We start from the raw sequence: 12,466 nt of genomic DNA, 5'->3' as shown, positions 1-12,466 counted from the left end.
GGGGGCCCCGTTCGATGGCGGCCCGCCGTTCGATAATGGGGAGCATGAACGATTCGCCGTCCTTCTCCCTCCCCGTCGGACTGCCGCGGCTGGAGCGCTGCGCCGTGATGGGTGTGGTCAACGTCACGCCCGACTCCTTCTCGGACGGCGGGATGTGGCACGACCCCGCCAAGGCGATCGCGCACGGCCTCGCGCTGCGGGCCCGCGGCGCGGACCTGGTGGACGTCGGCGGCGAGTCGACCCGCCCGGGCTCGCAGCGGGTGCCCGAGGAGGAGGAGCTGCGCCGGGTGCTGCCGGTGGTGCGCGAACTCACCGACGCCGGGGTGATGGTCTCCGTGGACACCATGCGCGCCTCGGTCGCCGAGCAGGCGGTCGAGGCCGGTGCCGCGATCGTCAACGACGTCTCCGGCGGGCTCGCCGACCCGGCGATGGCCAGGGTGGTCGCCGAGACCGGCGCGCCCTTCGTGGTGATGCACTGGCGCGGGCAGTCCGCCGACATGGAGCGGATGGCCGTCTACGGCGACGTGGTGCGGGACGTGGTGGCCGAGCTGACCGGCCGGGTGGACGCGCTGCTGGCGGCCGGCGTCAAGGAGGACCAGCTGATCCTCGACCCCGGGCTCGGCTTCGCCAAGACCTCCGAGCACAACTGGGCACTGCTCGGCCGGCTGGACGCGCTCACCGCGCTCGGCCGTCCCGTGCTCGTGGCGGCTTCGCGCAAGCGGTTCCTGGGTACGCTGCTCGCCGACCCGGCAACCGGGGAACTGCGCCCGGCCCGGGAGCGCGACGACGCGACGGCCGCGGTGTCGGTGCTGTCGGCCAGGGCCGGAGCCTGGGCGGTACGGGTGCACGACGTGTCCGGTACGGCGGACGCCGTCCGGGTGGTCGCGGCCTGGCAGCACGCGGCGCGGCTGGGGTGAGGGAGGGTCTGTGACAGGTGACGGCAGGTTGAGCGGCGGTACGGCCGGGCGGGCCCGCGAGACGGACCTGGAGGCCGTGCTCGCGGCGAACCGGGGACTCTACGAGGCGCTGGAACGGGGGGACCTGGAAGCGGTCGAGAAGGCCTGGCTGGGCGCCGCGGACGCCGACGACAAGGGCGGCGTGGTGTGCGTGCACCCGGGCTGGCCGGTGCTGCGCGGCCGGGCCCAGGTGACCCGCTCGTACATGCTGATCATGATGAACACGGAGTACATCCAGTTCTTCCTGACCGATGTCGAGGCCGAGGTGCACGGTGATGTGGCCCTTGTCACGTGCACCGAGAACATCCTGTCCGGCGGCGAGTCGGAGGAGGAGGGGGAACTCGGGCCACTGGTCGGCGGAAAGGTCGTGTCGACGAATCTGTTCCGTCGTACCCCGGCCGGGTGGAAGCTCTGGTCGCATCACGGTTCACCCGTTCTGACCAGCGGGGACGACGACGAGGAGAGCTGATTCCGGCGACCGCGGAAATGCCGCGCCGGGAAGTCGTCCGGAATTTCCGAGCGGTCACCGAACGTTCACGTCAATCGCCATACCGGCGCGCGTGGCGTCGGTTCGTGCCGGGTAGGACGGTCAGGCGTCGTCCGTGCTCGCGGGTAGATTCGAAACGGAGTGGCGGGCGTGCTGCCCGCCTTCACCCTGCCCGTCCATGCCTTTCTCCGGGCGGGGTCCGTCCGACTGGGAGCAGTGATTCGTTTGCTGGACCGCGTCACCCTGCGGGGGCTGCGTGCCCGGGGCCACCACGGCGTCTTCGAGCGCGAGCGCGTCGAAGGACAGACCTTCGTGGTCGATCTCGTGCTGTACCTGGACACCCGCCCCGCGGCGGCCGGAGACGACCTCACCCGCACGGCGCACTACGGTCTGGTGGCCGAGGAGGCCACCGCGATCATCGCCGGGGAACCGGTCGACCTGATCGAGACCCTGGCCCAGCGCATCGCCGACCAGTGCCTCAAGCACGAAGCGGTCGAGGAGGTCGAGGTCACGGTGCACAAGCCGGACGCCCCGATCACCGTGCCGTTCGACGACGTGACCGTGACCATCCACCGGGGCCGCGCATGACCCCCGCCGCGCCCCCGGTTTTCGATGTAGAGGACATTCTCCGATGAGCACCAGCGACCCGACGGCCACGCCGAACGCGTTCGACCTGGAGAGCCGGGTGGACTCCGCCGACACCACGCTGCACAGTCAGCACTGCGCGGTGATCGCGCTCGGCAGCAACCTGGGCAACCGGCTGGACACCCTCCAGGGCGCCGTGGACGCGCTCGCCGACACCCCGGGCCTGAGGATCAAGGCCGTCTCGGCGGTGTACGAGACCGAGGCCGTCGGCGGGCCCGAGGAACAGCCGAACTACTACAACGCGGTCGTGGTGCTGCGCACCTCGCTGCCCCCGCGGGACCTGCTGGAGCGCGGCAACGCCATCGAGGACGCCTTCGGGCGGGTGCGGACGGTCCAGTGGGGCCCGCGCACCCTGGACGTCGACATCCTGGCCTACGAGGGCGTGCTGAGCGACGACCCGCAGCTGCTGCTGCCGCACCCGCGCTCGCACGAGCGGGCCTTCGTGCTCGCCCCCTGGCTGGACGCCCAGCCGGAGGCCGAGGTGCCGGGGCACGGGCGGGTGGACGTGCTGCTGGACGGGCTGGGCGGCCCGGGCGCGCAGGGCGTGAAGCGCCGCGAGGACATCCGGCTGACGCTGCCGGAGTAGGCCTCGAGGCTGGCGGTCAGGGAACTCGGCCGGGGGCCCGGCCGTACGAGTAGGTGTCCGTCGTTCGCGCGGGTGCCCGCCCGGCCGGGCCCGGTACGGTGGCCTGGCGTCGCCGTGCCGGGCCACCGGGCGGCCGGCCGGCTCCGGTACCAGGGAAGGACCCCCTCCGAGTGAAGCTGCTTCGCCTCCGTCTGCTGATCGGCATCACCGCGGCCACGACGGCGCTGTCCTGGGCCGGCTCCAAACTGTGGGCCTCCCTGGACACGCTGCCCGCCGTGCCGGCCGCGGCGCCGGTGGTGCTGGCGGCGGTGGCGGTGATCCTGCTGGCGACCGCGCTGTCGTTGCGGGCCAGGCTGAAGGCGGTGCGCGAGCGGCAGCCGGGCGCGAAGGGGGTCGACCCGCTGCTGGCGGCCAGGGCGGTGGTGCTGGGACAGGCCAGCGCGCTGGTCTCGGCGGTGGTCACCGGCGTCTACGCGGGCGCCGGGATCTACCTGCTGGGGGAGCTGGACGTGTCGGCCCGCCAGGACCAGGCCGTCACGGCCGGGCTCGCGGTGCTGGCGGGGGCGGCGGTGATCGCCGCGGCGCTCTGGATCCAGCACGTGTGCAAGTTGCCGGAGAACCACGACGACCCGGGCGGCCAGGCGGCATCGCACCGCTGAGCCGGGCGTCCGTCGTGATCTTGCGTGAGATTCCGGGCACGTGCGGTAAAAACCGCACCCTGTCAAGGGCGGAAGGGGACCCTGGGCTGACACGCCCCCAATTCGCACGCTAGTTTCTTGGACATGTCTCGCGGACGCCACCGTCATTCCTCCGTCCTCGGCCGGGTCTTCCCCCCCACCGCCGCCGGCGTACTGCTGGTCGCCGCTCTGGCCGCACTGCTCTTCAGTCAGGACACCGTCCTGGTTCGTTCGGTGGGCGTCGCGACGGTGATCGCGACGCTCGGCTTCGCGCTGCTGCTGCGCCAGCGGGACAAGGCGGCCAGGGCGGCCGCCGAGATGGCCTCGGCCCAGCGGCTGCGCGCCGAGGAGCGGTTCGAGGAGCAGCTGGCCGAGGCCGAGTACGCGGCGGAGGTCGCCGAGGAGCGGGCCACCAGGTTCGGGCGGCGGCTGACGGCGGAGAAGTCGCGGCTGGCGAAGGCCGAGACCGAGATCGCCCGGCTGCTGCGCGAGCGGGCCGTGGCGGTGGCCGAGCAGGCGCTCAAGGAGGCCGAGGCGACCCAGAAGGCGCTCGCCGCGAGCCGTCCGAGGTACCCGGCCAGCCCGGCCGCGTACGTGCGGGCGGCGGCCGTGCTGCGGCTGCTGGAGCGCCGCGCGGCGGAGCAGGAGGAGCAGCGGGCTCGTACGGCGGGTGCGGAGGTCGCGCTGCGGGCGCCCGCGGCGGGGGCTCCGGTCGTCCAGGCCGCCCCGGCGGCTGCGGTGCCCGCTCCGGTGGCCGTGCCGGCCCCGGTGGCGCCCTCGGTGCCCACCCCCGGGCAGGCCCCGGCGGCCCAGTCGCCCGCGCGGCCCGTGCCGGCGCGTCCGGCGCTGACCGCGACGGTCGGTCAGCTCGGCGGGACGCCGGCGGTTCCGGCCGCGGTGCCCGTGCCGGGGGAGCGGCAGCGGCAGCGGCCGGTGCAGTCCGGACAGGTGCGCGGGCAGGGCTTCAGTTTCTTCGGCCGCAACCCGGGTGCCGCGGTGCGCCCGGCGGCCCCGGCACCGGCGGTGGGCAGCGTCGCCGAGCTGGGGGAGCGCGCCGACCTGGCGGACGTGGTGGGCGACGAGGTGGTGGCCGCCGAGGCCGGGGCCAGGGCCGCGGAGCCGGCCGACCGGCCGGAGCGGGGCGAGCCGACCGTGGTGGACCTGACGCCGGAGGACGAGACCGAGCTGATCGAGCTGCCGGAGCTGCGCGCCTCGCGCTGAGGCCGGCGGTGCCCTGGCCCCGGTGCCCGGGCTCAGGACCCCGGAAACGAAGAACCGCGGCGCGGGAGGTCGGACGGACCGACTTCCCGCGCCGCGGCGTTTCCCGCGGGTGCGTCAGAGCTGGACGCCGAAGTCCTGGGCGATGCCGGCCAGGCCGGAGGCGTAGCCCTGGCCGACGGCGCGGAACTTCCACTCCGCGCCGTTGCGGTACAGCTCGCCGAAGATCATCGCGGTCTCGGTGGCGGCGTCCTCGGAGAGGTCGTAGCGGGCGATCTCGGCGCCGCCGGCGGCGTTCACCACGCGGATGTAGGCGTTCCGGACCTGGCCGAAGTTCTGGCCGCGGGCGGTGCCGTCGTAGATGGTGACCGGGAAGGTGATCTTGGCGGCCTCGACCGGCAGGCCGGCCAGGTTGACGTTGATCGACTCGTCGTCGCCCGCGCCCTCGCCGGTGCGGTTGTCACCGGTGTGCACGACGGTGTTGTCCGGCGTGCTGGTGTTGTTGAAGAACACGAAGTGGCCGTTGGACAGCACCTTGCCGTCCGCGTTCAGGACGATCGCGCTGGCGTCGAGGTCGAATTCGGCGCCGGTCGTGGTGCGGACGTCCCAGCCGAGGCCGACGGTGACCGCGGACAGGCCGGGGGCCTCCTTGGTCAGCGAGACGTTGCCACCCTTGGAGAGGCTCACTGGCATGACGATTGCAGTCCCTTCGTTCGCTTCGTTCGCTTTTCCCCGGGACAACGCAATACCCCGGGGGCTTGGTTCCGCAGGGGCCGTGAATTCTTCGTGGGTGCCAATCCCGGGGCAAAGACCGGGCAAAGCCGGGTGTCAGATCCGCCGGAACCGGCCCTGGAGCGACCAGATGTTCGGATTGTCGGCCAGGCCAGGGTGCATGTCGAAGAGGTCGGCCAGCGTGTCCTGGAGGAAGTCCCTGGCCTCGCGCCGCAGTTCGTCGTGCCGGACCACCACCGGCGGCTCGTCCGGCAGCCAGGTCGCGGTGACCTCGACCCAGTTGAAGCGGCGGGCGAAGCGCAGCAGCTCGGTGTTCTGGGTGAAGTCGAGGTCGGCGGTCTGCACCCGGGCGGCCCGGCTGCCGTCCGGGTCGCGGTCCAGGTGCTCGACGACGTCGCACAGCGCCCAGGCGAAGTCGAGCACCGGCACCCAGCCCCACGCGGTGGACAGCCCCGCGTCCTCGCCGTCCAGGTAGACGTCGCCGGAGAACAGGTCGTACCGCAGGGTGTGCACGGACGCGGTGCGGTAGTCCGTCTGCGGGGGGTCGGGGAAGCGGTTGGAGAGGGAGTAGCCGAGCTCGATCACGTACGCCATTGTCGGGGCTCGGCGCGCGCTCGGATAACCGGGTGACCGTACGGGCGCGGCGCGGGATGATGGGCACATGTCCGAGCCCGTTCGCGTACGGGGGTCGGTGGTCGTCCCCGACACCGAGCTCGTCTGGCGCTTCTCGCGTTCCTCCGGCCCCGGTGGCCAGCACGTCAACACCTCCGACTCCAAGGCCGAGCTCCGCTTCGACCTGGCCTCGACCAGGGCGCTGCCCGAGGTGTGGCGCGAGCGTGCGCTGGAGCGGCTGGCCGGGCGGCTGGTGGACGGCCGGGTGCTGGTGGTCCAGGCCTCGGAGTTCCGCTCGCAGTGGCGCAACCGGGAGGCGGCCGTGGTCCGGCTGTCGGCGCTGCTGACCGAGGCGTGCGCGCCGCCGCCGAAGGCGCGGCGGGCGACCAGGCCCAGCCGGGGGATGGTCCAGCGCCGGCTGGAGAACAAGCGGCACCGCTCCGAGCTGAAGCAGGGCCGCCGGTCGCCGCGGGGCGGCGAGTAGCCGGTCCGTCAGCCCAGGGTGCGGTAGCCGCCGCGGAAGTAGAGCAGCGGGCGGCCGCCGGGGTCGGGCACCACGGCCTCCAGGACGCGGCCGAGCAGCAGGGTGTGGTCGCCGGCGGGTATCCGCTGTTCGGTGCGGCACTCGACGGTGGCCAGCGCGCCGTCGATCAGCGGGGCGCCGGTGCGCGGGCCGCGGTGGTGCGGGGTGTCCGTGAACAGCAGCCGGTCGCTGAGCCGGCCCTTCATGGCGAACCGGGAGCCGAGCGTCTTCTGCCCCTCGGCCAGGAGCGAGACGGCCCAGGTGTCGACCCGGGAGAGCAGCTCGTCCATCCGGGAGTCCTCGCGGACCGAGATCAGTACCAGCGGCGGTTCCAGCGACACGGAGAGGAAGGACGTGGCGGTCATGCCGGCGTCCTCGCCGTCCTCCGGGTCGTGGAGGGTCACCAGGCTCACGCCGGCGGCGAGCTGGGAGAGAGCTGCCCGGAACTCGTCGGGCGTGGCGTGGGGGGCAGCTTCGGGCTGCGGGGACGAGTACACGTACCGCACGGTAGTCGGCGCCCGGGAAGAAGGGCATCGGGCCTTGGTCGTAGGACCGGTGGTCCGGCCGAAGGGTTGCGCCCGGTGGCCGAACTCACCCCCAGGGGTGAAGCCGTCGGATCGCCGGGTGTAGCCGGCTTCAGTCCGCGGCCGATGCGGTCGACCACGAGAAATGTTCCGATGGCGTTTTATGTCCAGCTATGGGACAGATGAACTGATTAAGGGCGCATTAGTGTCGTGTGATTTAAGTCACAAGTGATGGCCTATTGCTGACCGAGCGTGCCGAACGCTGTGCTCCCTGTGATTCAGTTCTTCTGGCAATCGGACGATAACCAATCAAGAACTATCCGAAGCAGCCGGGGAGCCCCCGCATGGAAGCCGAGTCGGAGCCGTACGTCCGTCTCGCGACCCTCCGCACCTTGCACCGGGTCGTGGCGGACCTCAACGCTGCCCGCAGCCTCGCCGGCACGCTCCAGGCCGTCGTCGAGGGAGCGGTGCACGGGCTCGGCTTCGACGCCGCCGCGGTCAGCCTGGTCAGACCGGACGGCGACCTCGTGGTGGCGGCCGTCTGGGAGCTGGAGGAGAGCCCGATGGGCGGCCCCTCCGTGCTGCTCGGCCAGGTCGGTTCCCGGGAGTCCTGGGACCGGCTGCTCGGCGTCAGCGACCACTGGGGCACCCTGCGCTTCCTGCCGTACGACCGCGGCTGGGCCGTCGCCAGCGACATCCCGCGCTGGATCGGGGACGGCCCGCTGCCGGTGTACGCCAACGACTGGCACCCCGCCGACGGACTGCTCGCCCCGATGTACAGCGCCGGCGGCGACCTGCTCGGCGTGCTCTCGGTGGACCGCCCGCGCAGCGGCAAGCGGCCCGGGGCGTGGACCCGCGAGGCGCTGGAGATGTTCTCGCTACAGGCCTCCATCGCGATCGGCAACGCCAGGCTGCGGGCCGAGATGCAGCGCGCGCTGGCCCGCCTGGAGAAGGAGCAGCAGGCGCTGCGGGCCAGTGAGGAGAGCTTCCGCCAGGCCTTCGAGTACGCGCCCAGCGGGATGGCGATCACCGAACTGCACGGCGCCGGGCGCGGTCAGCTGACCAGGGTCAACGACGCGCTGTGCCGGCTGCTCGGCCGGCCCAGGGCGGTGCTGCGCCAGCAGAGCTTCGCCGACCTCGTGCACCCCGAGGACCGGGCGCTGCTGGACCGCACCAGCGCCGAGAGCGGCCGCGCGGAGCTGCGGCTGTCCCGGCGCGACGGCGGCTACCAGTGGGTCTGCCTGCGGAACTCGATCGTCGCGGACGCGGCCGAGGGGCCGAGCTTCCTGCTCACCCACGTCGAGGACATCGAGGACCGCAAGCGGCACGAGTTCCAGCTCGCCCACCGGGCCAGCCACGACGCGCTCACCGGGCTGCCGAACGGCGCCGAACTCAAGGCCAGGCTGGGCCGCCGGCTCTGCGCCCAGCCGCAGCCGGTCGGCGCGGCCGCCGGGCAGGTCGAGGCGGCCTACCCGCAGCCGTACGGCTACCAGGCGGACTCCTACAGCGCGCACGCGGCGCACGGCGGGCTGGAGGGCACCGACCCGTACGCCGGTCCGGTGCACGGCTACGGGCTGTCCGAGGGCCTGCCGACCGGGGTCGGCCCGGCGGGCTACGGGGAGCACGTGCACGCGGTGGTCCCGGCCGAGTACGGGCCCGGCGGCGACGCCTGGTCGGCGCCGTTCCGCTCCGGCGGTGCCGCGGCGCTGGACAAGGGTCTCGCGGTGCTCTTCTGCGATCTGGACGGCTTCAAGTCGATCAACGACCGGTTCGGCCACAACGCGGGCGACGCGGTGCTGGTCGAGGTCGCCCGGCGGCTGAGCCAGGCCGTCAGGGACGGCGACACGGTGGCCAGGCTCGGCGGCGACGAGTTCGTGGTGCTGGCCGACGGGATCGGCCGGGAGGAGGCCAAGGACCTCGCCCACCGGCTGCGCGGCGCCATCATCCCGCCGATGCGGATCGACGGGCGGGCGATGCGGGTGGGGGTGAGCCTCGGGGTCGGCTGGGCGGGCTGCGGGATGAGCATCGAGGAGGTGCTGCAGACCGCGGACGAGCGGATGTACGACGAGAAGCGGGCCAGGGGCGGGGCGGTGCGCGGGGCGCGCGGCGAGCGCTCGCACCGGCGCGCGGGCTGAGCCCGCGGAAGGCCGCGGTTCGCCCGGATCCACCCCGGCCGGGCCGGGTTACCCATGAGTTGTCAAGGGTTCTTTTCCCGCTGTCAGGTACGACAGGTAGGGTTCCCGGTACGACAGCGTCCATGATCTGCGCCGCTCGCAGCAGGCGGCGCACCGGATGGGGGAGCAGACCACCGTGACGACCGCCGGCAGCAACGGAGTGCCCGAGGGCCAGGGGGGCGGTGCCCCGCAGGACGACGACCCGTTCGGCTACCTCTACCGCCCGGCCGACGGTTCCACCGGGCAGCCGGCCGAGCCGCAGCAGGGGGTCCCGCGCACGCCGTACAGCCGCCCGATGGAGGTCGGGCGCGCGCAGTACGGCTACCCGCAGGCCGGGCCGCCGCGGGCGCAGCAGCAGCCGTACGGCCAGCAGGGCATGCCGCCGCAGGGGTACCCGGGCGGCCAGCAGCAGGCCCCGTACGGAGGTCAGCCCGGCCCGCCGCAGCAGCCCGAGTACGGTGCCGCGCCCACCCAGCAGACCCGCTACGCGGAGCACTCCAGGCCGCAGCCGGGGGACGAGCCCCGCAGCAGCGGCCGGAGCAAGGGCGCGGTGATCGGTGCGGTCGCCGTGGTCGCGGCGATAGCGATCGGCGCCGGGATAGCGCTCTCCACCGGGGATCCGGGCGGCGAGAAGGACACCAAGGGCGGCACCACGACCGCCGCCCCGCCGGTCTCGGGCAGCCCCGCGCCGACGGCCGCCACCGCGAGCACCACCCCCTCGGCGACCACGACCCCCGTCTCCGGCCCGACGAGCGTGGACGCGAGCCAGCTCCAGGCGCAGAACGCGCCGTCCGGCAACAGCGTCAAGGGCGCCAAGTCGGCCGACGGCAGCTACCTGACGCTCCAGCCGGGCGGCTCGGTGACCTGGACCGGTGAGATCGCCACGGCCGGCACCTACAAGATGTACGTGCACTACAACTACTCCGGCGCGGAGCTCAAGGGCGGGGCCGTGGTGAACGGCAAGGAATGGCCCAGCGGATTGTCGTACAAGATCTACGGGACCCCTCCCAAGGACCAGGCGGCCGCCTGGTACAGCACCTGGATACTGCCGCAGTTCCAGGCCGGGTCGAACTCGGTGACCTTCACGGTGCCCTCCGGGGCCGTCCTGATCGACCAGGTCACCATCGAACCGAGCGGCTGACGCCCCCGGAACACGACACGGCCGCCCGTCCCCGCAGGGGGAGGGCGGCCGTCGGCGTCGCTCAGGCGGGCTTGACGGTGGAGAACGCGTCGCCGCCGATGACCCACCGGCCGCGGCGCATCACGGCGACCAGGTCGTAGCTCTCGGAGTCGACCACGACCAGGTCGGCGAGCTTGCCGGTCTCCAGCGAGCCGATCGAGTCGCTCAGGCCGAGCAGCCGGGCCGGGGTGGCGGACAGCGACTCGACGGTCTGGTTCAGGCTCAGCCCGTTGACGGTGACCGAGCGCTTGAACGCCACGTCCAGCGTGAGGGTGGAGCCGGCGATCGCACCGCCCTCGACCAGCCGGGCGACGCCGTCCTTGACCTCGACCTGGAGCGGGCCGAGCGGGTAGAGGCCGTCGCCCATGCCGGCCGCGCCCATCGCGTCGGTGATCAGGGCGACCCGGTTCGCGCCGGCGGTGCCGTAGGCGAGGTCCAGCACAGAGGGGTGCAGGTGCACGCCGTCGTTGATCAGCTCGACGGTGACCCGCTCGTCCTCCAGCAGCGCCACGATCGGGCCCGGGGCGCGGTGGGCGATGCCGGGCATGGCGTTGAACAGGTGGGTGGCGACGGTGGCGCCGGCCTCGATCGCCTCCAGGGTGGTGGCGTAGTCGGAGTCGGTGTGGCCGACGGCGGCGATCACGCCGAGGTCGGCGAGCATCCGCACCGAGTCCAGGCCGCCGGGCAGTTCGGGGGCCAGGGTGACCATCTTGGCATGGCCGCGGGCGGCGTCGACCAGCTTGCGCACCAGCGCCGGGTCGGGGTCGCGCAGCAGGTCGGGGCGGTGGGCGCCGCAGCGGTTGTGCGAGATGAACGGGCCCTCGAAGTGGATGCCGGCCAGGACGCCGTCCTCGACGAGTTCGGAGAGGACGTGCGCCTGGCGGGCGACCTCGTCGATCTCGCCGGTGACGGTGGAGGCCACCGTGGTGGTGGTGCCGTGCTCCAGGTGGGTGCGGGCGGCGAGCAGGGCCTCCTCGGCGATGCCCGAGGTGTACGCGGCACCGCCGCCGCCGTGCACGTGCAGGTCGACGAAGCCGGGTACGACGGTGTACCCGGTCAGGTCGAGGTCGCCGGGCTCGGTGTCGCCGCCGAAGGCGGCGATGCGCTCGCCCTCCACGGCGAGGCGGTCGCCCTCGACGACGCCGCCGGGCAGGACCAGTCGGGCGCCGGCCAGGGCAGTACGGTCACGGTCCGCGGTGGTCACGCGGTCACCTCCATCGAGAGCAGATCCCAGGCGAGCAGGCCCGCGCCCAGGGAAGCGGCGGTGTCTTTGAGCATGGCTGGTACGACCTTCGGGGGCATCTGGAAGGTCAGTCGCTCGGTGACCGCCGCGCGCAGCGGGGTGAAGAGCGTGTCGCCGGCCTCGGCCAGACCACCGCCGACGATCACCGTGGACGGGTCGAGCAGGCTCTGGGCCAGGAAGATGCCGTCCGCCAGGGCGTCGACGGCCTGCTGCCAGACCGCCAGCGCGCGGTCGTCCCCGGCGTCCACCGCGGCGGCGCAGGATGCCGCGTCGGCGTCGGGGTCACCGCTGGCCTCGGCCCAGGCACGGGAGACGGCGGAGGCCGAGGCCAGCGTCTCCAGGCAGCCGCGGGCGCCGCAGCCGCACAGGGGGCCGCCGGGGCGGACCACGACGTGGCCGATCTCGCCGCCGTAGCCGTGCGCGCCGGCCTCGATCCGGCCGTCGATGCCGATGGCGCCGGCGATGCCGGTGCCGAGGGCGATGAACAGGAAGCGGTCGACGCCCCGGCCGGCTCCGAGCCGGCCCTCGGCCAGGCCCCCGGAGCGCACGTCGTGGCCGAGGGCCACCGGCATCGCGCCGCCGTCCGGTCCGGCCAGACGCTCGCCGAGGAGCCTCCGCAGCGGGAGGTCGCGCCAGCCGAGGTTGGAGGAGTAGACCGCGATGCCGTTCTTCTCGTCGATCGTCCCCGGGACGGCGACACCGGCCGCGAGCGGGGCGACGCCGAAACGGCTGCGGCCTTCGTCCGCCAGGTCGGCGGCGAAGTCGAGGATGGTGGCGACAACGGCGTCCGTGCCGTGTTCCCGCCCGGTCGGTCGGCGTGCTTCGAACAGCACGGAGCCGTCCTGGGCGAGCAGCGCGGCCTTCATGCCGGTGCCGCCTACATCGAGTGCGATGACGTGCTTCACGGAG

General features: G+C 73.4%; 14 protein-coding genes. 9 read left to right on the top strand and 5 right to left on the bottom strand.

What is annotated here, in order from left to right; all coding sequences use genetic code 11:
* The first annotated feature begins 35 nt into the window (after window positions 1-35).
* The 6 genes from folP to ACZ7C5_RS27060 all read left to right on the top strand — a co-directional run bounded on the left by folP (window position 36) and on the right by ACZ7C5_RS27060 (window position 4,572).
* Complete coding sequence (folP, locus tag ACZ7C5_RS27085) at window positions 36-917, top strand: dihydropteroate synthase (RefSeq protein ID WP_188301523.1); 882 nt, start codon at window positions 36-38, stop codon at window positions 915-917.
* A 28-nt stretch (window positions 918-945) separates the two neighbouring features.
* Complete coding sequence (locus ACZ7C5_RS27080; protein ID WP_188301522.1) at window positions 946-1,425, top strand: nuclear transport factor 2 family protein; 480 nt, start codon at window positions 946-948, stop codon at window positions 1,423-1,425.
* Between the two features lie 246 nt (window positions 1,426-1,671).
* Entirely contained in the window at window positions 1,672-2,031 is a 360-nt protein-coding gene (folB, locus tag ACZ7C5_RS27075; RefSeq protein ID WP_188301528.1) for a dihydroneopterin aldolase, read from the top strand.
* 43 nt (window positions 2,032-2,074) lie between these two features.
* Window positions 2,075-2,674: a 2-amino-4-hydroxy-6-hydroxymethyldihydropteridine diphosphokinase gene (gene folK, locus ACZ7C5_RS27070; protein ID WP_188301521.1), complete on the top strand. Its 600-nt coding sequence runs from the start codon at window positions 2,075-2,077 to the stop codon at window positions 2,672-2,674.
* Window positions 2,675-2,844: 170 nt separating this feature from the next.
* Entirely contained in the window at window positions 2,845-3,333 is a 489-nt protein-coding gene (locus tag ACZ7C5_RS27065; RefSeq protein WP_188301520.1) for a DUF3180 domain-containing protein, read from the top strand.
* Between the two features lie 123 nt (window positions 3,334-3,456).
* Window positions 3,457-4,572 carry a hypothetical protein gene (locus ACZ7C5_RS27060; protein ID WP_401088614.1) on the top strand — a complete coding sequence of 372 codons (1,116 nt, stop codon included), beginning with the start codon at window positions 3,457-3,459 and terminating at the stop codon, window positions 4,570-4,572.
* A 114-nt stretch (window positions 4,573-4,686) separates the two neighbouring features.
* Here ACZ7C5_RS27060 and ACZ7C5_RS27055 read toward each other — a convergent pair whose 3' ends face one another.
* Entirely contained in the window at window positions 4,687-5,262 is a 576-nt protein-coding gene (locus ACZ7C5_RS27055; protein ID WP_401088616.1) for a TerD family protein, read from the bottom strand.
* A 135-nt stretch (window positions 5,263-5,397) separates the two neighbouring features.
* Window positions 5,398-5,895, bottom strand: a complete 498-nt coding sequence (locus ACZ7C5_RS27050; protein ID WP_401088617.1) for a hypothetical protein — start codon at window positions 5,893-5,895, stop codon at window positions 5,398-5,400.
* A gap of 67 nt (window positions 5,896-5,962) precedes the next feature.
* Here ACZ7C5_RS27050 and arfB point away from each other — a divergent pair, with 67 nt between their 5' ends.
* Window positions 5,963-6,397 (top strand): alternative ribosome rescue aminoacyl-tRNA hydrolase ArfB, encoded by a 435-nt coding sequence (arfB, locus tag ACZ7C5_RS27045; protein WP_188297591.1) that lies wholly within the window; start codon window positions 5,963-5,965, stop codon window positions 6,395-6,397.
* 8 nt (window positions 6,398-6,405) lie between these two features.
* Here arfB and ACZ7C5_RS27040 read toward each other — a convergent pair whose 3' ends face one another.
* Window positions 6,406-6,933 carry a flavin reductase family protein gene (locus tag ACZ7C5_RS27040; protein ID WP_317620153.1) on the bottom strand — a complete coding sequence of 176 codons (528 nt, stop codon included), beginning with the start codon at window positions 6,931-6,933 and terminating at the stop codon, window positions 6,406-6,408.
* A gap of 371 nt (window positions 6,934-7,304) precedes the next feature.
* On the opposite strand from ACZ7C5_RS27040, the gene ACZ7C5_RS27035 reads away from it, so the two are divergent.
* Entirely contained in the window at window positions 7,305-9,095 is a 1,791-nt protein-coding gene (locus ACZ7C5_RS27035) for a GGDEF domain-containing protein (RefSeq protein ID WP_401088619.1), read from the top strand.
* A 157-nt stretch (window positions 9,096-9,252) separates the two neighbouring features.
* Window positions 9,253-10,275: a carbohydrate-binding protein gene (locus ACZ7C5_RS27030; RefSeq protein WP_401088621.1), complete on the top strand. Its 1,023-nt coding sequence runs from the start codon at window positions 9,253-9,255 to the stop codon at window positions 10,273-10,275.
* Between the two features lie 61 nt (window positions 10,276-10,336).
* On the opposite strand, the gene nagA is transcribed toward ACZ7C5_RS27030, so the two are convergent.
* Window positions 10,337-11,518, bottom strand: a complete 1,182-nt coding sequence (gene nagA, locus ACZ7C5_RS27025) for an N-acetylglucosamine-6-phosphate deacetylase (protein WP_401088622.1) — start codon at window positions 11,516-11,518, stop codon at window positions 10,337-10,339.
* Window positions 11,515-12,462, bottom strand: coding sequence for an ROK family protein (locus tag ACZ7C5_RS27020; protein ID WP_188297586.1), 948 nt, complete (start codon window positions 12,460-12,462; stop codon window positions 11,515-11,517). The genes nagA and ACZ7C5_RS27020 overlap by 4 nt, the downstream gene beginning before the upstream one ends.
* Window positions 12,463-12,466 lie beyond the last annotated feature (4 nt).

It is taken from the genome of Kitasatospora sp. NPDC036993 (assembly GCF_055607525.1).
Note: the sequence above shows the minus strand (reverse complement) of the source record. Positions and strands in the feature narration are given on the sequence as shown.